We start from the raw sequence: 24,009 nt of genomic DNA, 5'->3' as shown, positions 1-24,009 counted from the left end.
GCGGGGGAGGCGCGGAACGCGCCGGGGCGCGGGGTTCACGGGAGGCATCGGCACGGTCCTACCCCATCTCCTCCAGCCTGCGCCCCTTGGTCTCCCTCACCTTGAACAGCACGAAGACGAAGGACAGCACGGCGAAGAAGGCGTAGCCCACGTAGGCTCCGGACAGGTTCCACGCCGCCAGGGACGGGAACGAGACGGTGATCAGCCAGTTGGCCACCCACTGGGCCGCGGCGGCCACCGACAGCGCGGCGGCCCTGATCCTGTTGGGGAACATCTCGCCGAGCAGCACCCAGACGACGACACCCCACGACAGCGCGAAGAACAGCACGAAGACGTGTGCGGCGACCAGGGCGACGGTGCCCTGCGTCTCCGGCAGCCTGACGGCCTCGCCGGTGCGGACCCCCGCGCTGAACGCCCACGCGGCCGTGGCGAGCGCGATCGCCATGCCCGCGGAACCGATCAGCAGCAGCGGCCTGCGGCCGATCCGGTCGACCAGCGCGATGGCGATGAAGGTGCCGATGATGTTGATGATCGAGGTGGAGAAGCTGATCAGCAGTGAGTCGCTCTGGTTGATGCCGACCGACTGCCACAGCGACGCGGAGTAGTAGAAGATGACGTTGATGCCGACGAACTGCTGGAAGACCGAGAGCAGGATGCCGATCCAGACGATCGGCAGCAGTCCCAGCGCCGGGCCGCGCAGGTCCCGTATCCGGGGCGGGCGCTCGCTGCGCAGCAGGTTGTAGATCTCCGTCACCCGCGCGTCCAGGTCGATCTTGTCGCCTTCGACCTCCCTGAGCACCTGGCGCGCCAGGTCCGTCTTCCCCACCGCGATGAGGAAGCGCGGCGACTCGGGAATGATCGTCGAGAAGAGCAGGTACAGCAGGGCGGGGATCAGGCAGGCTCCGAGCATCCACTGCCAGGCCTGCAGCCCGAACAGCACGTTGTTGACGTTGCCCCCGGCCGTCTGCGCGATCGCGTAGTTGACGAGCTGGGAGACCGCGATGCCCAGCACGATCGCGAGCTGCTGGAAGGATCCCAGGCGCCCCCGGTAGGCCGGCGGGGCGACCTCGGCGATGTAGGCGGGCCCGATCACCGAGGCCATGCCGATCCCGACGCCGGCGAGCACCCGCCAGAAGGCCAGGTCCCAGATCGCGAACGGCAGCGCCTGGCCGACGGAGCTGACCGCGAACAGGAGCGCGGCCACCTGCATGGTCCTGGTGCGCCCCCAGCGGTCGGCTATGCTTCCGGCGATCCACGCGCCGACCGCCGAGCCCAGCAGCGCGATGGCCACCACGACGCCGATCTGGACAGGGCCGACGCCGAAGTGCTTCTGGATTCCGGTGACGGCGCCGTTGATGACCGCGCTGTCGTAACCGAAGAGGAACCCGCCCAGTGCCGCCGCCGCGGTGATGAAGACGACATGCCCGAGATGCTCACTGGAAGTGCCCGAAGAAGCGGTACCGACCATGACCGTCCTTTCCCCCGAAGAACGTAGGTATCCCTGGATCGGCACAGGAGATCGCACCCGATCCGGTTCGGGGGGCTGTTCATGTCATGAGCTGCGAAAACATAATTCGACTTAATGAAGAGTGTCTCACAGCGTCTCGCCGTGGATCAGCGCGGCTCTCGTCACGGGACCCGCGTCCGGGCGCCGCGCGCCGCGCGTGATCGTCCCGGGCCGCGCACCGCCGTCACGAGCCGCGCGGCCGTCGCGGGATCCCGCCCGCGACCGGCGGCCCGGGACGGCGAGAGGCCCGGCCCCGGGAAGCCCCGGGAAGAGGTGCGGGCATCCGCCTGGGGGACTCGTCTCTCCTACCAGCGCAGGACCGCGGCGACCCCGTCGAAGTCGGCGAGGGCCTCGGAGGCCTTCTGGTCCAGGACGATCACCTCGGCGTCGATGTCCAGAGTGCGCTCGATCATGCGCTCCCCCATCCTGGGCTCCTGCACGAGCGACTGCGCCGTCTCCCCCTGCGGCACCTGGCCGGGCGGGCAGAGCCATCCGCCGGCGGTACGGCTGCCGCTCCACTCGCGGGATTCGGCCAGCAGGAGCTGAGCCACCCGGCTCTCGTTGAGCCCGGTGAGTGTCTCCTCCAGGCCGAGGGCCCCGCGCCCGCCGGACAGGGCGGCGTCCTTGACCCGCTCCGCCAGCTCGACGCCGCGCCGGGTCCGGGCGGCCAGCAGCTGGGGTTCCGCATACTCGGCGATCTTCGCCGGGGGCAGCGAGTCCACCACCGCGTCGATCTGGATGACGTCGCCGTTCAGCTCCGCCGCCACGACCTCGGTCAGCTGGACGTCGCCGATCAGCACGACCGTGGTCCAGCCCCGGCTCTCGGCCTGCTCGGTGATGTCCGGCACGGTGGCGCGCAGCAGCCTGGTGAGGTTGTCCTCGACCCGGCGCTCGAACCTGTCCCGGTGCGCCGCGCCCTGCCGGGCGAGCTCCGAGGCGGCGGGGCCGCGCATCTGCCGCCAGTCCTCGGCGCTGACCTCGAAGTATTTCCTGTCGGCGTCCTCGGCCATGCCGTACCGGTAGTCGATCATGCGCAGTCCGTCCCGGGAGACGAGCACGATCCCGGCCGGCGGCGCGGTCTCGACCGTGTTGACCAGCGGGCGGACGTAGGCGGTCGACTCCAGCACGATCTGGTCGGCGACCGGCAGCTGGAAGGAGAAGGTCCACACCTCGTCACTGCCGATCGGGGCGTACAGCACCCGCCCCAGCCCGGACTCGGTCGGGTTGAGCAGCAGCCCGAGATCCTGGTCGAGCCCTTCCAGCCTTTTGAGGACGGCCGTCCGCCGCGCCCGGTCCCCGTCGGCCATGACCTGCTCCCGCAGTTCGGTGAGCTGGTTGCCGAAACGGATCCGCCAGGCGGGCCGGACCGCCGCCTCCTCCCGGGGGTCGGCGGTCACGTAGAACGACAGAACCCCCTGGTCGTCGTGGATGGCGACGACTTCCCGCAGAGCCGCACGATCGAATCTCACGACGTTCCCCCCCTGATGGTCCGGCCTCCAACGATATGGACCTGTATGGGGGGAGCGATCGACCCAATCGGGAAAATGCCTTCCTGCTTCACCTGTCTTTACCCGGAGGTCACAGACGCGGGTCCACCGGCTCGGACTCCAGTGCGAGAACGGCGAAGACCGCCTCGTGCACCCGCCACAGCGGCTCGCCGTCGGCCAGCCTGGACAGCGACTCCAGGCCGAGGGCGTGCTCCCGCAGGGCGAGGGAGCGCTTGCGGCCCAGGAAACGGCGGCGCAGGACCTCCAGGCTCTCGGTGTAGTCGGGGCCGTAGATGATCCGCAGGTACTCCCGCCCGCGCACCTTGATCCCCGGCTGCACCCGGCCCTCGGGCACGGCCGCGCCCGTTCCGCCGCCCCGCCCGTGCGCCCCCTCGCGGCCCGGCCACTCCAGCGGCTTGACCACCATGCCCTCCCCGCCCTCGGCGGTCAGCGCCGACCACCAGGCGGTCGCGGCGTCCCTGGACTCCTGCGAGGCCAGGTCGACGGAGACGTGCCGGGTGGGCGCGATCAGCGGATCGGCGAGCCGGGAGAGCACGTCCAGGTGCCAGGAGTGCGGCTCCCGCGCGGCGGTCGCCCGGCCCTCGCAGGCGAGGACCTGGAACGGCGCCAGCCGTACGCCGTCCAGGCCGGAGACCGGCCAGCAGTAACGCGCGTACGCGTCCCGGAACCGGGCAGCGTTGGTAAGGCGGCGGCGGGTGCGGTCCAGCAGATCGCCCACATCCAGCCCGCGCCCCGCCGCCGCCTCCAGGACGGCGACCGCCTCCGGCAGCGCGGTGCGGGCCGCGGCCCCGACCGACGCGTACTGGCTGCGGATCAGCCCCTCCGCCTTGGCCGACCAGGGCAGCAGCTCGCAGTCGAGTGCGAGCCAGTCCGATCCCAGCTCGTCCATGAGGGGTGCGCAGGCCCGCCTGAGCCGGTCCACCAGCTCGGTGGTGTCGGCGAAGAACGGCCTGCCCGTCCGGGTGTAGACCGCTCCGGCGGTGCCGTCGGCGACCCCGAACCGCGCCGCCGCCGCCTGCGGGCTCCTGGCCAGTACGGCCACCGCCCGCGAGCCCATGTGCTTCTCCTCGCACACGACCCGGGTGATCCCGGCGGCCGCGAACTCCTCGAACGCCTCGGCCGGGTGCTCCAGGTAGCCGTCGAGCCTGGAGGTCTCCGGCGGCGCCATCGTCGGGGGAAGGTAGACCAGCCAGCGCGGATCGACCGCGAACCGGCTCATGATCTCCAGCGCCGCGGCCGAGTTCTCCTCCCGGACCTTGATGCGGCCGCCGCCGTGGCGCACCTCGATGTGCTGGGTGCCCCGGACGTCCTCGATGGAGAGCACGCCGGGGTCGCGGTGGCCCGGGGCGGCGAACGGCCTGACCGACTCGTACCAGACCTTCTCGGCGGGCACCGAGACGATCTCCTTGGCCGGGTAGCGCAGCGCGGTCAGCCTCCCGCCGAACACGACCCCGGTGTCCAGGCAGATCGTGTTGTTGATCCACTCGGTCTCGGGGACGGGGGTGTGACCGTAGACGACCATGGCCCGGCCCCGGTACTCCCGTGCCCAGGGGTAGCGCACCGGCAGGCCGTACTCGTCGGTCTCACCGGTGGTGTCGCCGTACAGCGCGAAGGAGCGCACCCGGCCCGAGGCGCGGCCGTGGTAGGCCTCCTTCAGCCCGGCGTGCGCGACGACGAGCCTGCCGCCGTCGAGCTGGTAGTGGCTGATCAGCCCGTCCATGAAGGCCAGGGCGGCCGTCCGGAACTCCTCGGGCTCGGCGGCGAGCTGGTCCAGCGACTCCTGCAGCCCGTGGGCGACCCTGACCTTGCGGCCGTTGAGCGCGCGGGCCAGCTTCTGCTCGTGGTTGCCCGACACGCACAGCGCGGTCCCGGCCGCGACCATGCCCATGACCAGCCGGAGCACGCCCGGCGAGTCCGGGCCCCGGTCCACCAGGTCGCCGACGAACACCGCCGTCCTGCCCTCGGGATGGGTCGCGCCCGTGGCGCCGGGCTCGATCTCCCAGCCCAGGGTGCGCAGCAGCGTCTCCAGCTCGGCGCGGCATCCGTGCACGTCGCCGATGATGTCGAACGGCCCGGTCAGCTCACGCCGGTCGGACCACGCCTTCTCCCGGACGACCGTGGCGGCCTCGATCTCGTCGGCCCCCCGCAGCACGTGGACCCGGCGGAAGCCGTCCCGGGAGATCTTCGCCATGGACCGCCGCAGGTCCTTGTGCTGCCGCCGGATCACATGGGGGCCGAAGTCCCGGTCGGGCCTGGCCTCGTTCCGCTCGGCCGCCACCTCCTCCGGCACGTCCATGACGATCGCGTCGACCAGCACGTCGTGGGACTTGGCGAGCTCGATCAGCTTCTTGCGCGCGTCCCACTGGACGTTGGTGGCGTCCACGACCGTGAGCAGGCCCCGCCGCAGCCGGGTGCCGACGATGTAGTTGAGCACGTCGAAGGCGTCGGGGGTGGCGGTCTGGTCGTTCTCGTCGTCGGCCACCAGGCCCCGGCAGAAGTCCGAGGAGACCACCTGGGTCGGTGCGAAGTGCTTGCGGGCGAAGGTCGACTTGCCGCTCCCCGACACTCCGACGAGCACGACCAGCGACATCTCCGGCACAGCGATCTCAGTCATCTCCGCCTCCCGCGTTCGCGGCGCTTCCCCTGCCGAACAGGGCCATCTGGGTGGGCGGCCCCAGCTCGGGGTCGTCGTCGCCGACCGGCCGGAAGGCGACGTGGTAGCCGTACTCGCGGCAGACCTCCGCCGCCCACGCCTGGAACTCCGCCCGCGTCCACTCGAAGCGGTGGTCGGGGTGGCGCATGCCCTCCAGGAAGTCGTAGCGCACGTTGTACTCGGCGTTGGGGGTCGTCACGATCACGTGCCCCGGCCGGGCGGCGCCGAAGACGACCCGCTCCAGCGCGTTCAGCCGCGGCGGGTCGACGTGCTCGACGACCTCCATGAGAACGGCGGCGTCGTATCCGGCGAACCGGTCGTCGGTGTAGGTCAGCGCCCCCTGGAACAGCTGCAGCCGTTCCCGCCGGCGGTCGGGCATCCGGTCGAGCCTCAACCGCCTGGCGGCGATCGCCAGCGCCTGCGCCGACACGTCCACCCCGGCCACCTTGGTGAACTCCGGCCTGTCCAGCAGCGCCCCGACCAGCTGCCCGGACCCGCATCCCAGGTCGATGACGCTGTGCGCCCCGGACTCCGCCAGCGCCTCGAGCACCGCCTCCCGGCGCAGGACGTTCAGGGGCCGCTTGGGGGCGGCCTCCCGCTCCCCCGGCGCCTCCCCTGCGGGCGCCGCCGGAGGCTCACCGGCGGGCACCGCCGGAAGCTCGCCTGCGGGCTCCTCCGAGGGGGGCGCGTCCGCCGGCGGCCCGGGGTCGGCCGCGGGATCCTCCTCGACGGGAGGTTCGAGGTCCTCCTCCACGTCGTCCCCGAGCTCGGCCAGGCGGGCGAAGGCGGTGCGGGCGAGGGCCCAGCGGCGGCCGAGGTAGCGGCGGGTGATCAGGCTCCTGTCGGGGTGGGCGGCCAGCCAGGACTCGCCCGCCCGGATCAGCTTGTCCACCTCGTCGGAGGCGATCCAGTAGTGCTTGGCGTCGTCGAGCACCGGCAGCAGCACGTAGAGGTGGTTGAGCGCGTCGGCCAGCCGTACCTCGCCGCGCAGCGACAGCCGTACGTAACGGGAGTCGCCCCACTCGGGGAACCCCTCGTCCAGCGGTACGGCCTGGGCCTCGACCGTCCAGCCCAGCGGTCCGAAGAACCGGTGGGCCATCTCGGGACCGCCCCGGCAGGGCAGCACGGGCAGCGTGATCTCCAGCGGGATGGGGCCGGCGGCCAGTTCCGGACGGCTGTCGCAGCGGCCGGTGCGGGCCGTGCGGAACACGTCCGCCAGCGCCACGGCCAGCAGCGACGACGCGGCGTAGGGCCGGTCGTTGACGTACTGGCCCAGCGCGTAGTCGGGGGTGGACCGGCCGCGCGAGCGCACCAGGCGGACCGGGTCGACATCGAGCATCAGCGCCGCCGTGCAGCGCTCCTCGCCCGCCTCCGGGTAGAAGACGCGGGCCGTGCCGTACGACTGGCCGAACTCCTGAACCCGGTCCGGGTGCTTGTGCAGCAGGAAACCGAGGTCGGTGGCGGGCCGTACGGTCGTGGAGATCGTGAGCAACACCCGGCTCAGTCTGCCCGATATCCGATCATGTGCGCCATCGGTTAGACGACGCCGGGAGCCTGCCGGCTCCGGCGTCGTCGGCGTGGAGGCCCACGGCCTACACGTGGGGCAGGACCTCGGCGGCGATGAGCTCCAGGTGGTCCAGGTCCGACAGGTCCATCACCTGGAGGTAGATCCGCTCGGCGCCCAGCTCGGCGAACCGGCCGATCTTGTCGACCACCTCGGCGGGGGTGCCCGCCAGACCGCTCGTGCGGAGCGCGGCGAGATCCTGTCCGGCCGCCTCGGCCCGGCGCGCGATCTCGGCGTCATCGGCGCCGACGGCGACGGTCTGGGCCGCCGAGAGCACGATCTGCGAACGTCCCTCCGCCTCGCACGCCTGCCGGATCCGGCCGTAGGCCAGCCCGGTGTCGTCCAGGGTGTGGAAGGGCAGGTTGTACTCGTCGGCGAACCGCGCGGCCAGCCGGGGGGTGCGCTTGGCCCCGAACCCGCCGATGATGATCGGCGGTCTGGGGCTCTGCACGGGCTTGGGCAGCGCGGGCGAGTCCGCCAGCCGGTAGTGGGCGCCCTCGAATGAGAACGTCTCGCCCGCGGGCGTGGTCCAGAGGCCGGTGAGGATCTCCAGCTGCTCCTCGAACCGGCCGAACCTCTCGCCCACGGGCGGGAACGGGATCCCGTACGCGGTGTGTTCGGCGTCGAACCAGCCGGTGCCCAGGCCCAGCTCGACCCGGCCCCCGCTCATCTGGTCCACCTGGGCCACGCTGATCGCCAGCGGGCCGGGCAACCGGAAGGTGACCGGGGTGACCAGGGTGCCGAGCCTGAGGGTGGAGGTCTCCCTGGCCAGAGCCGCGAGGGTCACCCAGGCGTCGGTGGGGCCGGGACCGGGGTCGCCCGGCCCGATCCGCATGTAGTGGTCGGAACGGAAGAAGGCGTCGAAACCCAGACGTTCGGCGGCCTGCGCGACCGCCAGCAGCTCGTCGTAGGTGGCACCCTGCTGCGGTTCGGTGAAGATCCTCAACTTCATGAACCCCATTATCCGGGCACTCCGGACGGCATCCACAGAAAGCCCGCGCGGTGTCGCGGCCGCTTGCTAACGTTCAAACTTTCGGTCCGCTTGGTAACGGATCGAACACTCTCCGCGACCATTCGATGTCGTCGAGAAGGTCAACGACCCCGGTCTGAAGGCCGGGGCTTGAGGCGCCGCACCGCGCACCGATGGCCCCATGTTGACCAGCCCCAGCCATCAGCTCAAGGAGGTGCGTTTTGATGGCTACGTTGAACACAAGACAGCAGACCCACCGGCAGGTGCTTCCTCAGTCTGCCGCTCTGGAATCCGTGGGAGCAGACACCCCGCAGGGTCGGGACGAAACGGCTCATGGACACCGCCACACGGCGGTACCTGGTGTTCAACATGGGCGAGGGGAGACCGAGCGGACCGGCACCCGGTCCGCTCGGCGTCACCCCGACCTGGCTTCGGCCGGGGAGGGAGCGGGCAGTTCAGCCCACCCGGTCGTGTTCGTCCTCGACAAGCACGGCCAACCGCTACAGCCCACGAGCCCGGCCTACGCGCGGAAACTCCTGCGCTCAGGCCGGGCTGTGGTTCACCGTCACACCCCGTTCGTCATCCGTCTCAAGGACCGCACCGCCGCCGGCTCCACCGTCGCAGGCGTGCACGTCGGCATAGACCCCGGCAGCAAGCACACCGGCATTGCCGTGTTCACCGAGCACGGCGGGAGCCGTACCGGCAGGTACGCGCTCCAGCTCGACCACCGAGGCGCAGCGATCGGCGACAGGCTCGCCTCGCGGGCTGCGCTGCGCCGGGGACGTAGGTCCCGGAACCTGCGCTACCGCGCGCCCCGATTCAACAACCGCACCAAACCCAAGGGGTGGCTCGCGCCGTCCCTGAAACACCGCGTGGACACCACCATGTCGTGGGTGGGCCGCCTGAGGCGCTGGGCACCCGTCAGCGCCGTGCATGTGGAGCGGGTCGCGTTCGACACGCATACCCTGTCGGCCGGTAGGCCGCTTGCAGGAGCGGAGTACCAGCGGGGCACCCTCGTCGGGTACGAGGTGCGCGAATACCTACTGGCCAAATGGGGCCGGGCGTGCGCGTACTGCGGAATCTCCGGGGCGCCGCTGAACATCGACCACATCCATCCGCGCTCCCGAGGTGGCTCCGATCGGATCAGCAACCTGACCGTGGCCTGCGTCCCGTGCAACCAGACCAAGAACGCCACCCCCGTGGAGGAGTTCCTCAAAGCCAGGCCCGCCCTGCTGGCGACGATCCTCAGGCAGGTCAAGGCTCCGCTGCGCGACGCCGCCGCCGTCAACGCCACCCGGTGGGCACTGTGGCGGGCGCTGGAGGCGACCGGCCTGCCGATCGCGACGGCGTCGGGCGGACGCACCAGGTGGAACCGCTCTCGCACCGGCGCCGCCAAGTCGCACGCGTTGGACGCGCTGCACGTCGGCCACCTGGAGACCGTGATCGGCTGGCCGTCCACGGTCCTGGTGGTCACGGCGACCGGGCGCGGTACCTACGCCCGCACCACCCCCGACCGATACGGGTTCCCCCGCCTCCTCCGGCCACGGATCAAATTGCACCACGGCTTCCAAACCGGCGACCTGGTCCGGGCGAACGTCCCGACAGGCAAGAAAGCCGGGGTTCACGTCGGGCGAGTCCTGGTCCGATCCTCCGGCTCGTTCGACGTCACTACCCGGCACGGTCGCGTCGCCGGGATCAACCACAGGCATGTCCGTCATCTTCAGCGCGCGGACGGCTACGGCTACACGACTCAGAAAGAAGCTGATCGAAATGACTGACCGGCCAGGACACGCTCGGGCCTTGGCGGCCCTCCCGCTCCCGATTCCTCCCCGGCCTGAAGACCGGGGCGTCCTCGGCAGATTCTGGTGAATCCGATGTCGGTGGCGACAGACCGCTCCGCCACCCGCCGGACCCGCGAGCCGGGCACCCCGCCCCGATCCCTGGTCGCGCTCGCGTCGGCCGCGCTCGTCGCCGGCACCGGCCTCGCCATCTGGGTGCTGCCCGCCGAGACCGGCGGCTGGGCGCGGGCCGGCCAGGCGCCCCACGTCAGGGTCAGCCCGCCTCATCTGACCACCCGGCCCGCGGCCGACCGGGCGCCCGGACCGGCGCCCTCCCCCGCCGGCGTCCGCCCGTCGGGTTTCGTGACGTTCGTGGACACCGTCCGCGATCCGCTCTACAACCTGACCAGGGCCGCCCGGCAGAGCAACGTCCGCTGGTTCACCCTCGGGCACCTCACCGCCGGGCAGCGCGGCTGCACGCCCGAGTGGGGCGGCGGGCAGGAGCAGGACGGCAATCCGGTCGCCAACCGCCTGGGTCGCCTGCGCGCGGCCGGCGGCGACGCCGGTCTCGCCTTCGGCGGTCCGGCCGGCCGCGAGCTGGCCGCCGCCTGCACCGACCTCGGCCGCCTCACCGCCGCCTACCGCCGGGCGGTCGGAGCCTTCGGCGCCACCTACATCGACTTCGAGGTCCAGGATCCGGGTGACGACGAGACCGTCCTGCGCCGCGCCGGCGCGATCACGGCCCTCCAGCGCGAGGCCGCCGCGCGGGGCCGTCCGCTCACCGTGAGCTTCACCCTGCCGGTGACCAGGACCGGCCTGGCCCCCCGCGACGAGGCGATGCTCCGCGCCAGCCGGCAGGCGGGCGTCGAGATCACCGCCGTCAACCTCCTCGCCCCGGTCTGGCGCACCCCCGCCGGCCAGGCGGACCTGCGGCCCGTCGCCTCGGCCGTCCGCGCCGCCCACGCCCAGGTCGCCCGCTCCCTGGGCGTGCCCACCGCCTGGCACCGGATCGCCCTCACCCCCGTCCTGGCCGGCTCCCGGGATCTCACCGCGGCCGACGCCCGCAAGCTCGTCGCCTTCACCGCCCGCAACGGGCTGGCCTGGCTGTCCACCCGGGGCGCCGCCCCCACCTCCGACGTCGCCCGGCTGCTGACGGCCATGTCCCGCTAGACAGGCCCCCCAGGCGGGGTTATAACTGGGTTATAACCCTTCACTAACCCCACAGGGGGGCCAATGCCGAAGATCAATGTCTATCTGCCCGACGAACTGGCCGAAGCCGTCAAGGAGGCGGGCGTGCCGGTCTCGGCCATCTGCCAGCGCGCCCTGGAGCAGGCCGTACGGCGGGTCACCGCCATCCGGGAGACGGCGCTGAGCGCCCCCGACCTCGACGACCCGACGGCCCGCTTCACGCATTTCACCGATCGGACCCGCACCGCGGTCAAGCTCGCGGTGGAGCAGGCACGCGCCGAGGGGGCCGCCGAGGTCGGCACCGAGCACCTGCTGAGCGGCATGCTGGCCGAGGGCGGCAACCTGGCCCTGCACATCCTGCGCGCCATGGAGATCGACCCCGAGCAGGTACGGCGCGAGCTGGACCGGCTGGCCCCCGCGGCGCCTCCCGCCGGACCACCGGACGGCGCCCCGCTCCGGTTCAGCGGATCCGCAGCGGGAGCCCTGGAGCTGACGGTCACCGACGCGACCGGCATGGGGCACAACTACGTCGGCTGCGAGCACCTCCTGCTCGGGCTGATCGGCGAACCCGACGGGGCCGCCGGTCAGCTCCTGCGGGGTCTCGGCGCCGAGCCGCGGCTGACCCGCCGCACCGTCACGGCCGCCCTGGCCGGCTACGTCCACCTCCGGGCGCAGGGCCAGGCCGGCACCGCCGCGGCGGCCCCGGCCACCCCGGCCGCGGCCCTGTCCACCGCCATCCGCCAGGAACTGCAGCCGATCCTCCAGAGGCTGGAACGGCTGGAGGAACGGCTCGGCGGCGACGAGGGACAGCGCCGGCCGGAAGCCGGATCGGCTATTTGACCAGCAGGGCCACGCACTCCACGTGGTGGGTCATCGGGAAGGCGTCGAAGGCGCGCAGGTCGGCGAGGCTGTAGCCGTGGTCGGCGAGCCAGGCGATGTCACGGGCGAGGGTGGCCGGGTCGCAGGAGACGTAGACGATGCGGCCGGCCTGGAGGGTGGCGATGCGGCCGACGACGTCGCGTCCCAGACCGGCCCGGGGCGGGTCGACGACGACCAGGTCGGCGCGCTCGATGCCGAAGCGGTCGAGGGCGTTCTCGACGCGGCCCCGGGCGAAGCGGGCCTGGGGCAGGTCACGGAGGTTGCGTTCGGCGTCGCGCACGGCCACGGCCTCGGACTCGACGCCGAACACGGCGCCCTCGGGGCCGACGGCCTCGGCCAGGCCCGCGGCGAACAGGCCGACACCGCAGTAGAGGTCCAGGGCCCACTCCCCCGGCTGCGGGGCGGCGAACTCCAGGACCGTGGCGAGCAGCGTGGCCGCGGCGCCCGGGTGGACCTGCCAGAAACCGCTCCCGGTGACCTGGAAGTCCCGGTCGCCGACGCGCTCGGTGAGGTGGTTGCGGCCGTGGACCACGCGGGTGCGGCCCTTGCCCTCGTCGACGAAGACGGCCACGCTCGTGTCGAGGTCGGGCACGGCCACCGTACGGCGGGGCCGGGGGGCGACCACGACGGCCTGCTCCCCGGCGCTGGAGGCGATGACCTCGACCGAGGAGGCGTTGCGCCAGTTCATGACCTCGGCGCCGACGTTCTCCACCTCCGGATGGGCGATCAGGCAGGCGTCCACCGGCTGGATGTCGTGGGAGCGGTGACGGCGCAGGCCGAGGACGCCCTCACGGTCGACGGCGAACTGCACGCGGGTGCGCCAGCCGAGGCCGTCGGGGGCGCCGGGCACCTCCTCGACGACGCCCTTCCACTCGATTCCGGCCAGCCGCCTGAGCTGCTCGGCGACCACGTCGGTCTTCAACAGGCGCTGGGCGTCGAGGGAGGCGTGCTGCCAGTCGCAGCCTCCGCAGCGGCCGGGCCCGGCGAACGGGCACGGCGGGGTCACCCGGTCGGCGGAGGGCTCCAGGATCTCGACGGCGTCGGCCCGCAGGAAACGGCTGGTCTCCTCGGTGATCTCCGCGAGGACGCGCTCGCCGGGGAGCGCGTGCCGTACGAAGACCACCCGGCCGTCGTGGCGGGCGACACACCAGCCGCCGTGCGCGACCGGTCCCACCGTCAGTTCAACCGCCATGCCATGCCCCCACAGTCCGTCGTCGTCGAGCCTCCCTGTCGTCAGGAGTACATACGAAAGGTTATGCCTTGCCGTCCTCGCCCCGGGCCATCTCGTCACGGACCACCGCGTCGCGGACGGCCTCCTCCACGGCGGCCTCCTCCTCCCGGAGCGCCTCATCGTGGCGCGCCTCCCCCGCGGGCGCCTCACGATGCCGGCGGCGGACGGCGTTGGGGGCGTAGCGCTCGGGGCGGCCCTTGAGGCGATCGGAGGAGTGGAGCTGCCAGGGCACGCTGGTGACCATCACTCCGGGCTGGAAGAGCAGCCGGCCCTTGAGCCGCAGCGCGCTCTGGTTGTGCAGCAGGTGCTCCCACCAGTGGCCGACGACGTACTCGGGGATGTAGACGGTCACCACGTCGCGGGGCGAGCGGCGGCGCAGCGACTTGACGTACTCCAGGATCGGCCGGGTGATCTCGCGGTAGGGCGAGTCGAGCATCTTCAGCGGCACCGGGATGCCCCGCCGCTCCCACTCCTCCTGCAGGGCGCGGGCCTCCTCGCCCTCCACGCCCACGGTGAGCGCCTCCAGGGTCGAGGGCCGGGTGGCGCGGGCGTAGGCGAGAGCGCGCAGGGTCGGCTTGTGGATCTTGGAGACCAGGACGACGGCGTGGTTGCGGGCCGGCAGCATCGACTCGTCCATCTGGGCGTCCTCGGAGACGGCGAGCTCGCGGGCCACCTTCTCGTAGTGGCGGTGGATGGCCTTCATCATCAGGAACAGCAGCGGCATGGCCACGCAGACGATCCACGCGCCGTGGGTGAACTTGGTGAGCAGCACGACCACCAGCACCACGCCGGTCATGACGCCGCCGAAGAAGTTGATGGCCCGCGAACGTCTCATCTGCTGGCGGACCGAGGAGTCGGTCTCGGTCTTCAGATGCCGGGTCCAGTGCCGGACCATGCCGATCTGGCTCAGCGTGAACGACACGAAGACGCCCACGATGTAGAGGTTGAGCAGGCGGCTGACGTCGGCATCGAAGCCCCACAGCAGCAGGCACGCGGCGGCGGCCAGGAAGATGATGCCGTTGGAGAAGGCCAGCCGGTCACCCCGGGTGTGCAGCTGGCGGGGGAGGAAACGGTCCTGGGCCAGGATGGAGCCGAGCACCGGGAACCCATTGAAGGCGGTGTTGGCCGCGAGGAAGAGGATCAGCGCGGTGACCGCGGCGATGGCGAAGAAGAACAGCGAGCCGTGGCCGAAGACCGCCTCGGCGACCTGGGCGATGATCGGCTGCTGGTAGTAGTCGGGCCCCGCGGGCCTGCCGTCGATGAGCACGTCGTAGGCGGCCCTGGCGGGGTCGGCGAGCTTGACGCCGGAGGCCATGCCGAGCGAGATGATGCCCACGAACATGACGACCGAGACCAGGCCCATCATCAGCAGCGTGGTCGCGGCGTTCTTGCTCTTGGGCTTGCGGAAGGCGGGCACGCCGTTGCTGATCGCCTCCACGCCGGTGAGCGCGGCGCAGCCGGAGGAGAACGCCCGCAGGATGAGGAAGGCCGCCGCGAAGGACGTCATGTTGGCCTGCTCGGCGAGGATCTCGTAGCCGGCGGTGGGGGCGCGCAGTTCGTCGCCGAGCACGAGCAGCCGGAAGCCGCCCCACACGATCAGGCCGATGACCGCGAACATGAAGGCGTAGGTGGGGATCGCGAAGGCTCCGCCGGACTCGCGGATGCCGCGGAGGTTGACCAGCGTCAGCAGGACGACGATGGCTATCGCGACCAGCGGCTTGTGCTCGGCGACGTAGGGGATCGTGGCGCCGACGTAGTCGACGCCGTTGGCCACCGACACCGCGACGGTGAGGACGTAGTCGACCATCAGGGCGCTGGCGACGGTGAGGCCGGCGTTCTGGCCGAGGTTGACGGTGGCCACCTCGTAGTCGCCGCCGCCGCTGGGATAGGCGTGCACGTTCTGCCGGTAGGACGCCACGACCGTGAGCATCACGACGACGACGGCGACGGCGACCCACGGGGCGAAGCTGTAGAACGAGAGGCCGGCGATGGAGAGGATGACGAGGATCTCCTGCGGGGCGTAGGCCACCGAGGAGAGCGCGTCGCTTGCGAAAACCGGCAATGCGATGCGTTTGGGGAGCAATTGCTCATGCAGCTGCGTGCTGCGCAGCGCCCGCCCGATGAACAGGCGCTTGACAAGGTCCATCACCTTTGACACGTCTGTCGATGCTAGTCCCCATCCGTCCGCCCCGCTGACACGGCACTCCCTGAGCGGGCCATACTGGCTAAGTACATCGGGAAGAAGATCCGCCTCAACGCGACCGGCGGGGGAGCATGCATATCGTGATCATGGGGTGTGGCCGAGTGGGTTCGACCCTGGCGCACATCCTTGAGGACAGCGGCCACTCGGTCGCGATCATCGACCGGGACCCGCAGGCCTTTCGCCGCCTGCGGGCCGGCTTCCGCGGTCGCCGGGTCACCGGGATCGGCTTCGACCGGGACGTCCTGGAAGAGGCCGGGATCGGGTCGGCGGGCGCCTACGTGGCGGTGAGCAGCGGCGACAACTCCAACATCATCTCCGCCCGGGTCGCACGCGAGACGTTCGGCGTGGACAACGTGGTGGCCCGCATCTACGACTCCCGGCGCGCCGAGGTCTACCAGCGGCTGGGCATCCCCACCGTCGCCACGGTCCGCTGGACCGCCGACCAGATCCTGCGCAGGGTGCTGCCCGAGGGGGCCGAGCCGCTGTGGCGCGACCCGACCGGGTCCGTCGTGCTGGCCGAGGTGGCCTACCACCCCGGCTGGATCGGCACCAGGAGCAAGGACCTGGAGGAGGCCGCGGGCACGCGCATGGCGTTCGTCAACCGGATGGGCGAGACCCTGCTGCCCAAGAGCGACTCCGTGGTGCAGGAGGGCGACATCCTGCACGTCATGGCGGTCGAAAGTGACATGGACCGCATCAACAAGGTGCTGTCCGGTGCGCCGGAGGAGGGCCACTGATGCGCGTCACCATCGCGGGTGCCGGAGCCGTCGGCAGGTCGATCGCCGCCGAGCTCCTGGAGAACGGCCACGAGGTCCTGCTCATCGACATCGACCCCAAGGCCATCAAGATCGACACGGTGCCGCGCGCGGAGTGGCTGCTCGCCGACGCCTGCGAGATCTCCTCGCTGGACGAGGCGGCTCTGGCCGACTGCCACGTGGTCGTCGCCGCCAGCGGCGACGACAAGGTCAACCTCGTCGTGTCGCTGCTGGCCAAGACGGAGTACGGCGTGCCGCGCGTGGTCGCCAGGATCAACCACCCCAAGAACGAGTGGCTGTTCAACGAGTCGTGGGGCGTGGACGTGGCCGTCTCGACCCCCCGCCTGCTGAGCGCGCTGGTCGAGGAGGCGGTGAGCGTCGGCGACCTGGTCCGGCTGATGACCTTCCGTCAGGGGCAGGCCAACCTGGTGGAGCTCACCCTGCCCGAGGACGCGCCGGTCGTCGGCCAGCGCGCCGGTTCGGTGCCGTGGCCGACCGACACCGCCCTGGTCGCGATCCTCCGCGAGGGGCGGGTGCTGGTGCCCACCGCCGACGACCCGCTGGAGGCCGGGGACGAGCTGATGTTCGTGGCCAGCCAGGAGGTCGAGGAGGAACTGGCCCGCCTCCTGTCCGCGCACCGGTCCATCCACTGAGACGGGCGCCGGTCCCGTACGGCATGCCGTACGGGACCGGCGCCCGTCCCGGATCCGGCGTCTGCTTCAGGATCCGACACCCGTTTCAGGGAATGGCGTCCGTTTCAGGGAATGGCGGGCGGCCGGACCGGGGTCCGGCCTCTGGTCAGCAGCCACACCATGGCGGCGAGGGCCGCGACCTGGAGCGGCCAGCCCATCACGATCTTCAGGATGCCCAGCTCGGCGACCGCGTCGTTCCCGCCGATCAGGTAGACGGGCAGCTGCACGGCCACCCGGACCACGCACGGGATCATCAGCATCCAGGTGAGCCTGGAGCAGAGCCGCACGACGGCCGGGTCCTTGCGCCAGCCCGTCGGGTCGCCGGTGACGGACCCGATCAGGAAGCCCACCAGGGGCCACCGGGTGACGATCGACAGCAGCATCGCCACCGAGTAGCCGGCGTTGTAGAGGATGCCGGGCAGGTAGACGTCACGGGCGTCGCCGGTGCGAGAGGCGAAGAACGCGCCGATGCCGATGCCGATCAGACTGTTGATCACGAACTGCGGCGAGGAGCGCTGCAGCAGCCGCACGACCAGCAGCAGCACCGCCGCCGAGATGCTGACGACCAGGGACATCCTCAGGTCGGAGGTGCCGATCCACATCCCGGTGAAGGTGATCGTGGGCACGGCTGCCTCGATGATGCCGCGCACTCCCCCGAAGGCCTTGGCGAGCTGAACGCGCATCGCCGCCTCCACCGTGTCGTGCGCGACGGTCTCATCGGTGGTGGTCATGTTCTCGCTCACCGTTCTGTGGTCGTCAATGGCTCACGCACCGCCCGCCGGACGTAGTTCGTATCGAGGATTGAACATCACCTTGCGCCCATCCTGCACGCTGACGAGCCCCTCGGCCAGCACCATCCGGCCCGGTTCGATCCCGGCGATCCTCCGGCGGCCCAGCCAGATCAGGTCGATCACATCCGAACCGTCATAGAGCTCCGCCTCAAGCGCGGGCGCGCCCCCACGGGGCCGCAAGGTCACGGTCCGTAGCGTACCGGTAACGCAGAACCGGCGGCGCCCGCCGCACGAGACGATGGGGGTGGCGCCATGACGATCGAGGTCCTGCTGGAGTTCGCTGGCTTCCAGCTCGGCCTGACTCGTCGTCAGCCGCCGGAAAAAGCCCCGAAATCCGCCCTGTTTATGCGGTTCCTGAGAACCCACGACCTCTCCTTCACATACGTGTCGAATCAGCGTACGCGATCCCCCACGTCAGCGAAGCTCGGCTATCTCCGGACCGCGCTTGAAGGGGTTGAGGTCGGGCACGTCGCCTCCGGCGGCCTGCTGCTCCATGGCCTGCCTGGCCTCCGGCGGAAGCCGCAGCTCGATCGCCTCCTTGGGGGCCATCGGCTCGTCTCCGCGGACCACCACGATGTCGCGGATCACGCCCTCCAGCGTCGCGGCCGCCTCGGCGTCCAGCGCGGCACGCCCGCTGATCACCGCCCGGAGGAACCAGCGCGGGCCGTCGACACCGATGTAGCGGACCGGCTGGGCGACCCCGTCCGCCGGGACCCGGGCCGCCAGCTCGACGCCGAACGGCCCCTCCCGCTCCTCGGCGGTGCCGCCGGCACCCTTGACGCCCTCGGCGAGCTCGTCCCGCACCTCGTCCCAGATGCCGTTGCGCTTGGGCGCCGCGAACGCGTGCACCTGAAGGGCGCTCTCACCGACCATGATGACCGCACCGACGATGTGGTCACCGGCCAGGTTGAGCTGCACCTCGAAACCGGGGTCGACCGGCAGGCGCATACCGCCCAGATCGACCCGCTCCCGCTCGGAACAGGGCTCACCCGAGTCCCACGGACCGGACTCACGGGCCTGCACCTGCTCGACCTTCTCGACCTCCTCGGCCACGGCCGGGGACTCCTCGCGACGGCGACGTCCGAACACTTTCCTCACGCTCCTTGAGATTCGCTGGTCGCTCACCACTCCTCGCTCGCTTCGCGGCCGGCCCGTCCCTCACCGTCCACTCCGCTCGCTCCGTCGGGTTCGCTCCCTGTCAACGTCCGGTGGAGCCGAACCCGCCGGCGCCTCGCGCCGATCCGGGCAGCCGGTCCACCTCGTGGAACACCGCCTTCTCCACCCGCTGGATCACGAGCTGCGCGATGCGATCCCCCCTGCGCAGCCGTAGCGCGTCCTTGGTGTCGGTGTTGAGCAGCGTCACTTTGATCTCGCCCCGGTAGCCCGCGTCCACGGTGCCGGGCGCGTTCACGAGCGTCACACCGTGCTTGGTGGCCAGGCCGGAACGCGGGTGGACGAACGCGGCATAACCATCGGGCAGGGCGATCGCCACCCCGGTGCCCACCATGACCCGCTCCCCGGGGAGCAGTTCGACGTCCTCGGCGGCGTGGAGATCCGCGCCCGCGTCGCCCGGATGGGCGTAGGACGGCAACGGCAGCCCGGCGTCGAGCCGGTGGATCAGCACCTCGACGTTGTCGGTCACGGATTCACCTCGTACTCGTGATGTTCGTCGATGATGGCCTGGGCATCACCGTGCTTGGCGAAGTGTTCCATGCCAACCTCGATGAAGAGCGCGGCGGCTCGCACGGCGACCGGGCCGTCCGGGGAGCCGATCCGCCCCTCAGCCTCAAGGTACGCCTTCCGGCCGGACATCCCGGTGCACCAGGCGCGCAGATGCAGGGTGGTGCCGACCGGGACCGGCGCCAGATAGTCGGTCTCCAGCCGTCCGGTGACGTAGGGGCGCTGGAAGAGCCAGATGGACATGCCGATGACCTCGTCCATCGCCGCGGCCAGCACACCGCCGTGGGCCAGGCCCGGCGCACCCTGGTGCGCCTCCCCCACGGTGAACTCGGCGACCACCGTGGTCCCGTCAGGCGAGGTGGCCTTCAGGTGCAGGCCGGTCGGATGCTGGTCGCCGCAGCCGAAGCAGCGGCTGTAGTGCGGGCCGAGCGGGGTGCCGGGAGCGGGCGCGCCGGGGTGCGCCTGCGGCCGGGTCGCTCCCGGGGGAGGGGTTGTTACGGTGGAACGGGTCACGGAGCAGAACGTTACCCCTTGGGCTGCGGTGATCCCTCATTCACGGGCACGAAGGGCTCGGCGCCCCCGGCCGGCTGGTCCCGCCCCTGCGACTCGTCGCGCCCCGGCGACTCGTCCGGCTCCGACGGCCCGTCCTGCTCCGACGGCCCGTCCTGCTCCGGCGGTTCGGGCGGCTCCGACGACCCGTCCCGCTCCGGCGGTTCGGGCGGCTCGGGTACGGCGGGCAGCGCCATCGGCGGATCACTGCTGAGCTCGGGCAGAGCCCGGTAGATCACGGCGGCGACCGGCACCGCCACCGCCGCCCCGGCGATGCCCGCCAGGATGCCGCCCACGGCCAGCACCAGGATGATGGCCAGCGGGTGGAAGCTCAGCGCCCGGCCGACGATCAGCGGCTGGAGCACGTGGTTCTCCAGCTGCTGCTCCACCACCAGGATGCCCAGGAAGATCAGGGCGTAGATCGGGCCCTTGGCGCCGAGGGTGACCAGGGTCGCGACCGCGCCGGCGAAGAAGATGCCGACGATGGGGATGAAGCTGGCCAGGAAGATCACCACCGCCAGTGGCGCCCAGAGCGGCACGCCCATCCCGGCGAGCACGATGCCCATGATCACGCCGTGCACGGCGGCCACCGCGACCGTGCCCTGGACGTAGTGCGAGAGCGTCACCCAGGCGGCCCGCCCGGCCCGGTCCACGCGAGGCGCGGTCTCCCCGAAGGCCCGCAGGAACCACGACCAGATCCGGTCGCCGTCCTTGAGCAGGAAGAACGTGACGAACAGCAGCAGCACGATGGAGGCCAGCACCTCCAGCGCCACGGTGGCGCCGGTGAGCACCGTCTGGGTGATCTGGTTGCGCTGCGTGGTGACCTGGACGGCGATCTCGTCGATCCACTTGCTGAGCTGGCTGGGCTGCAGGTGCAGCGGCCCGGTGTAGAGCCAGTCCTCCACGGTCTTGGAGGTCGCCCGGACCTGGTCGACCAGTCCGGGGAACTCGTCGTTGGCCCGCACCCCGATGAACCAGCCGATGCCGCCCAGCACCGCGAGCGCGATGAGCAGGGTGACCCATGTGGCGTAGATCGGCCGCATGCCCGTCGCCCGGAGCCTGCGGGTGACCGGGAACAGCAGCGCGGTGAGTAACAGCGCGATGGCCACGGGCAGGACCACGATGCGCAGCGTCGCGATGAACTGCGCGAAGTAGAAGACGGCCCAGCCGATGATGATCAGGCACAGGCTCCACGCGGCCAGGCGGAGCAGCGTGCGCGGCACCAACTGCGTCAGACGTTCCCGATCGGAGATCACGCTTTCCAGACTGTCACGCCGCGGCCGACAATGCGCGGGGTTATCGGCCGGATACGAAAAGGAGGGGCCGGGATGACCGGCCCCTCCCCGCGTCGTGCGGCCCGGATCAGCGCTCCTGCGGCGGCCGGGAGATCACCCTGTCGTCGAGGTAGCAGCTGCAGCTACCGCAGCCTGGAGTCATGTCCTGTCCTCCCCTCACCTGTCGTGTTCCGACCGTACGGCAGGACCGCCCGACCGGGAGGACAGACTTGTGTGGGATCAGGTCAGGGTGACCTCCACCAGCAGGTCGCCCTCGCCGGGCCGGAGCACGAACTCCTCGATGACGCCCGCGCCGCACAGGTCGTCCTGCGCCTGCCGTACGAGGTCGGCCTGGGCGCCGGTGACGGTCAGCCGGGAGACCTCGCCGCGCATCGACAGTCTGGCGTCGGACTTGGCCTTGCGCACCCGGCCGAGGACCGTGGCCACCACCGGGAGCAGCTCCGCCTCCCCGCCCCGCTCGGAGGGCGTGGGCCAGGGCGCCCGGTGCACCGATCCCTCCCGCCACCAGGACCAGACCTCCTCGGTGACGAACGGCAGGAAGGGGGCGAACAGCCGGAGCATGACGTCCAGCGCCTCGCGCAGCGCCGCGTGGGCCGAGCGAGCCGCCGCGCCGCCGTCGTAGGCCCTGGCCTTGACCAGCTCCAGGTAGTCGTCGCAGAACTCCCAGAAGAACCGCTCGGTCCGCTCCAGCGCGCGGGTGTAGTCGTAGGCCTCGAACGCCTCGGTGGCCTCTCCGACCACCTGCGACAGCCGGGCCAGCATCGACAGGTCGATCGGCTCGGTGACCTCGCCGCCGTCCTCCCCCAGGCTCAGGACGAATTTGGAGGCGTTCAGGATCTTGATCGCCAGGCGGCGGCCGATCTTGATCTGGCCGGTGTCGAAGGCGGTGTCGGTGCCCGGACGGCCGTGGGCCGCCCAGTAGCGGACCGCGTCCGAGCCGTACTGCTCCAGCAGGCCGAGCGGGGTGACGACGTTCCCCACGGACTTGGACATCTTCTTGCGGTCCGGGTCGAGGATCCACCCGGAGATCGCGGCGTTGCGCCAGGGCAGGGTGCCCCGCTCCAGGTGCGCCCGGACCACCGTCGAGAACAGCCAGGTCCGGATGATCTCGTGGGCCTGCGGGCGCAGGTCCATGGGGAAGACCCGCTCGAACAGGTCCTCGTCCCGCTCCCAGCCGCCCGCGATCTGCGGGCTCAGCGAGGAGGTGGCCCAGGTGTCCATGACGTCCGGGTCACCGGCGAAGCCTCCCGGCTTGCCGCGCTGGTCCTCGGTGTAGCCGGGCGGCACGTCGCTGGAGGGGTCGATGGGCAGCGTGGACTCCTCCGGCACGATCGGCGAGGAGCGGTCGGGCTCGCCCGCGCCGTCCAGCGGGTACCACACCGGGATCGGCACGCCGAAGAACCGCTGCCGGGAGATCAGCCAGTCGCCCGCCAGGCCCTCCACCCAGTTGTCGTAGCGGACCTTCATGTGGGGCGGGTGCCAGGACAGCTCCTCGCCGCGCGCCAACAGCTCGTCCCTGAGCGCGTGGTCGCGCCCGCCGTTGCGGACGTACCACTGGCGGGTGGTGACGATCTCCAGGGGCCGGTCGCCCTTCTCGTAGAACTTCACCGCGCGCTTGACCGGCCGCGGCTCGCCCTCCATGTCGCCGGATCCGCGCAGCAGCTCCACGATCCGCTCGCGGGCGCCGTGCAGGGTCCTGCCCGCCAGCTCGGCGTACGGCTCCGCCGGGACGCCCTCGGGCGCCTCGGGGAGCATCCGGCCGTCCCAGCCGACGACCGCACGGGTGGGCAGGTTCAGCTCGCGCCACCAGGTGACGTCGGTGATGTCGCCGAAGGTGCAGATCATCGCGATTCCCGAGCCCTTGTCCGGCTCCGCCAGGTGATGGGCCAGCACCGGCACCTCGACGCCGAACAGCGGCGTGCGCACCGTGGTCCCGAACAGCGGCCGGTAGCGCTCGTCGTCGGGGTGCGCCACCAGCGCCACGCAGGCGGGCATCAGCTCGGGACGGGTCGTCTCTATCCAGACGCGGTCGCCGAACCCCTTGGCCCGCTGCTCCTCGGAGAGGGTGAAGCCGAGCCGGTGGAAGGCGCCGGGCCACTCCCGGTCCTCCAGCTCGGCCTGGGCGACGGCCGTACGGAAGGTGACGTCCCACAGCGTGGGCGCCTCCGCCACGTAGGCCTCGCCGCGGGCCAGGTTGCGCAGGAACGCGCGCTGGGAGGCGGCCCGCGCGCCGCCGTCGATGGTGGCGTAGGTGAGCGACCAGTCCACCGACAGGCCCAGGCGGCGCCAGAGCTCCTCGAACGCCTTCTCGTCCTCGATCGTGAGCCGCTCGCACAGCTCGATGAAGTTACGGCGCGAGATGGGGATCTGCCGTTTGGCGTCGGGCCTGTCCGGCGGCTCGAACCGCGGGTCGTAGGGGATGGAGGGGTCGCAGCGCACGCCGAAGTGGTTCTGCACCCGGCGCTCGGTGGGCAGTCCGTTGTCGTCCCAGCCCATGGGGTAGAAGACCTCGCGGCCCCGCATGCGCTGGAAACGGGCGATCGTGTCGGTGTGGGTGTAGGAGAAGACGTGGCCGACGTGCAGGGACCCGGAGACGGTCGGCGGCGGGGTGTCGATCGAGTAGATCTCGTCCCGCGTGCGCGACCTGTCGAAACGGTAGGTGCCCTCGGTCTCCCAGCGGGCTACGCATACGGCTTCCAGCCCGTCGAGAGTCGGTTTCTCGGGCATGGGCGCATGGCGCGGTCGCTGCTGTGTCATGCCTCCCTA

The 24,009-nt window shown here is 71.4% G+C and carries 19 protein-coding genes; 5 read left to right on the top strand and 14 right to left on the bottom strand.

Going from position 1 to position 24,009, the window contains the following annotated elements:
* Positions 1-58: 58 nt before the first annotated feature.
* The 5 genes from CA984_RS13470 to CA984_RS13450 form a co-directional block, all read right to left on the bottom strand.
* Complete coding sequence (locus CA984_RS13470; RefSeq protein WP_086571830.1) at positions 59-1,468, bottom strand: sugar porter family MFS transporter; 1,410 nt, start codon at positions 1,466-1,468, stop codon at positions 59-61.
* A gap of 344 nt (positions 1,469-1,812) precedes the next feature.
* Positions 1,813-2,976: a VLRF1 family aeRF1-type release factor gene (locus CA984_RS13465; RefSeq protein WP_086571828.1), complete on the bottom strand. Its 1,164-nt coding sequence runs from the start codon at positions 2,974-2,976 to the stop codon at positions 1,813-1,815.
* Between the two features lie 109 nt (positions 2,977-3,085).
* Positions 3,086-5,629: a polynucleotide kinase-phosphatase gene (locus tag CA984_RS13460; RefSeq protein ID WP_086571826.1), complete on the bottom strand. Its 2,544-nt coding sequence runs from the start codon at positions 5,627-5,629 to the stop codon at positions 3,086-3,088.
* Positions 5,622-7,163, bottom strand: coding sequence for a 3' terminal RNA ribose 2'-O-methyltransferase Hen1 (locus CA984_RS13455; protein WP_165781227.1), 1,542 nt, complete (start codon positions 7,161-7,163; stop codon positions 5,622-5,624). The genes CA984_RS13460 and CA984_RS13455 overlap by 8 nt, the downstream gene beginning before the upstream one ends.
* A 97-nt stretch (positions 7,164-7,260) precedes the next feature.
* Positions 7,261-8,184 carry an LLM class F420-dependent oxidoreductase gene (locus CA984_RS13450; RefSeq protein ID WP_086571832.1) on the bottom strand — a complete coding sequence of 308 codons (924 nt, stop codon included), beginning with the start codon at positions 8,182-8,184 and terminating at the stop codon, positions 7,261-7,263.
* 488 nt (positions 8,185-8,672) lie between these two features.
* On the opposite strand from CA984_RS13450, the gene iscB reads away from it, so the two are divergent.
* From iscB to CA984_RS13435, 3 genes are all read left to right on the top strand, one after another.
* Positions 8,673-9,980, top strand: a complete 1,308-nt coding sequence (iscB, locus tag CA984_RS13445) for an RNA-guided endonuclease IscB (RefSeq protein ID WP_086571822.1) — start codon at positions 8,673-8,675, stop codon at positions 9,978-9,980.
* 96 nt (positions 9,981-10,076) lie between these two features.
* Positions 10,077-11,150 carry a glycoside hydrolase family 18 protein gene (locus CA984_RS13440; protein WP_086571819.1) on the top strand — a complete coding sequence of 358 codons (1,074 nt, stop codon included), beginning with the start codon at positions 10,077-10,079 and terminating at the stop codon, positions 11,148-11,150.
* A gap of 63 nt (positions 11,151-11,213) precedes the next feature.
* Positions 11,214-12,008, top strand: a complete 795-nt coding sequence (locus tag CA984_RS13435; protein WP_086571817.1) for a Clp protease N-terminal domain-containing protein — start codon at positions 11,214-11,216, stop codon at positions 12,006-12,008.
* Here CA984_RS13435 and CA984_RS13430 read toward each other — a convergent pair.
* Together CA984_RS13430 and CA984_RS13425 are read right to left on the bottom strand one after the other, a co-directional pair.
* Positions 12,001-13,239: a class I SAM-dependent RNA methyltransferase gene (locus tag CA984_RS13430; RefSeq protein WP_086571815.1), complete on the bottom strand. Its 1,239-nt coding sequence runs from the start codon at positions 13,237-13,239 to the stop codon at positions 12,001-12,003. The two genes, CA984_RS13435 and CA984_RS13430, sit on opposite strands and share 8 nt — an antisense overlap.
* 61 nt (positions 13,240-13,300) lie before the next feature.
* A complete protein-coding gene (locus CA984_RS13425) occupies positions 13,301-15,424 on the bottom strand; it encodes an APC family permease (protein ID WP_242675924.1) in 2,124 nt (707 codons plus the stop codon).
* Positions 15,425-15,552: 128 nt separating this feature from the next.
* Here CA984_RS13425 and CA984_RS13420 point away from each other — a divergent pair, with 128 nt between their 5' ends.
* Both CA984_RS13420 and CA984_RS13415 read left to right on the top strand, forming a co-directional pair.
* The gene (locus tag CA984_RS13420; protein WP_086571811.1) at positions 15,553-16,218 is read left to right on the top strand and encodes a potassium channel family protein; all 666 of its coding nucleotides are present in this window, start codon (positions 15,553-15,555) and stop codon (positions 16,216-16,218) included.
* Positions 16,218-16,889, top strand: a complete 672-nt coding sequence (locus CA984_RS13415) for a potassium channel family protein (RefSeq protein ID WP_031159630.1) — start codon at positions 16,218-16,220, stop codon at positions 16,887-16,889. Before CA984_RS13420 ends, CA984_RS13415 begins: the two co-directional genes overlap by 1 nt.
* A gap of 104 nt (positions 16,890-16,993) precedes the next feature.
* Here the strand turns inward: CA984_RS13415 and CA984_RS13410 are convergent, their stop codons facing one another.
* The 7 genes from CA984_RS13410 to valS all read right to left on the bottom strand — a co-directional run bounded on the left by CA984_RS13410 (position 16,994) and on the right by valS (position 24,000).
* Positions 16,994-17,659, bottom strand: coding sequence for a DUF3159 domain-containing protein (locus CA984_RS13410; RefSeq protein WP_086571809.1), 666 nt, complete (start codon positions 17,657-17,659; stop codon positions 16,994-16,996).
* Between the two features lie 33 nt (positions 17,660-17,692).
* Positions 17,693-18,085 carry an OB-fold nucleic acid binding domain-containing protein gene (locus CA984_RS13405; RefSeq protein ID WP_031159633.1) on the bottom strand — a complete coding sequence of 131 codons (393 nt, stop codon included), beginning with the start codon at positions 18,083-18,085 and terminating at the stop codon, positions 17,693-17,695.
* A 48-nt stretch (positions 18,086-18,133) separates the two neighbouring features.
* Positions 18,134-18,808 (bottom strand): DUF3710 domain-containing protein, encoded by a 675-nt coding sequence (locus tag CA984_RS13400; RefSeq protein ID WP_086571807.1) that lies wholly within the window; start codon positions 18,806-18,808, stop codon positions 18,134-18,136.
* Between the two features lie 109 nt (positions 18,809-18,917).
* The gene (gene dut / locus CA984_RS13395) at positions 18,918-19,361 is read right to left on the bottom strand and encodes a dUTP diphosphatase (protein ID WP_086571805.1); all 444 of its coding nucleotides are present in this window, start codon (positions 19,359-19,361) and stop codon (positions 18,918-18,920) included.
* A complete protein-coding gene (locus tag CA984_RS13390) occupies positions 19,358-19,912 on the bottom strand; it encodes a PaaI family thioesterase (RefSeq protein WP_086571803.1) in 555 nt (184 codons plus the stop codon). The genes dut and CA984_RS13390 overlap by 4 nt, the downstream gene beginning before the upstream one ends.
* An 11-nt stretch (positions 19,913-19,923) precedes the next feature.
* Positions 19,924-21,204 (bottom strand): AI-2E family transporter, encoded by a 1,281-nt coding sequence (locus tag CA984_RS13385; protein WP_086571801.1) that lies wholly within the window; start codon positions 21,202-21,204, stop codon positions 19,924-19,926.
* Between the two features lie 258 nt (positions 21,205-21,462).
* Entirely contained in the window at positions 21,463-24,000 is a 2,538-nt protein-coding gene (gene valS / locus CA984_RS13380) for a valine--tRNA ligase (RefSeq protein ID WP_086571799.1), read from the bottom strand.
* Between the last annotated feature and the right edge of the window lie 9 nt (positions 24,001-24,009).

This window comes from Streptosporangium minutum (assembly GCF_002149035.1).
Classification (GTDB): Bacteria; Actinomycetota; Actinomycetes; order Streptosporangiales; family Streptosporangiaceae; genus Streptosporangium; species Streptosporangium minutum.
The sequence above is the reverse complement of the archived record's forward strand: the minus strand, read 5'-3'. Positions and strand labels throughout refer to the sequence as shown.

Coding starts and splice junctions, on each gene's coding strand:
- CA984_RS13415 (WP_031159630.1), top strand. CDS start 16,218: ATGCGCGTCACCATCGCGGGTGCCGGAGCCGTCGGCAGGTCGATCGCC.
- CA984_RS13450 (WP_086571832.1), bottom strand. CDS start 8,184: ATGAAGTTGAGGATCTTCACCGAACCGCAGCAGGGTGCCACCTACGAC.
- CA984_RS13420 (WP_086571811.1), top strand. CDS start 15,553: ATGCATATCGTGATCATGGGGTGTGGCCGAGTGGGTTCGACCCTGGCG.
- CA984_RS13470 (WP_086571830.1), bottom strand. CDS start 1,468: ATGGTCGGTACCGCTTCTTCGGGCACTTCCAGTGAGCATCTCGGGCAT.
- valS (WP_086571799.1), bottom strand. CDS start 24,000: ATGACACAGCAGCGACCGCGCCATGCGCCCATGCCCGAGAAACCGACT.
- CA984_RS13410 (WP_086571809.1), bottom strand. CDS start 17,659: ATGACCACCACCGATGAGACCGTCGCGCACGACACGGTGGAGGCGGCG.
- CA984_RS13435 (WP_086571817.1), top strand. CDS start 11,214: ATGCCGAAGATCAATGTCTATCTGCCCGACGAACTGGCCGAAGCCGTC.
- CA984_RS13440 (WP_086571819.1), top strand. CDS start 10,077: ATGTCGGTGGCGACAGACCGCTCCGCCACCCGCCGGACCCGCGAGCCG.
- CA984_RS13460 (WP_086571826.1), bottom strand. CDS start 5,629: ATGACTGAGATCGCTGTGCCGGAGATGTCGCTGGTCGTGCTCGTCGGA.
- CA984_RS13425 (WP_242675924.1), bottom strand. CDS start 15,424: ATGGACCTTGTCAAGCGCCTGTTCATCGGGCGGGCGCTGCGCAGCACG.
- CA984_RS13430 (WP_086571815.1), bottom strand. CDS start 13,239: ATGGCGGTTGAACTGACGGTGGGACCGGTCGCGCACGGCGGCTGGTGT.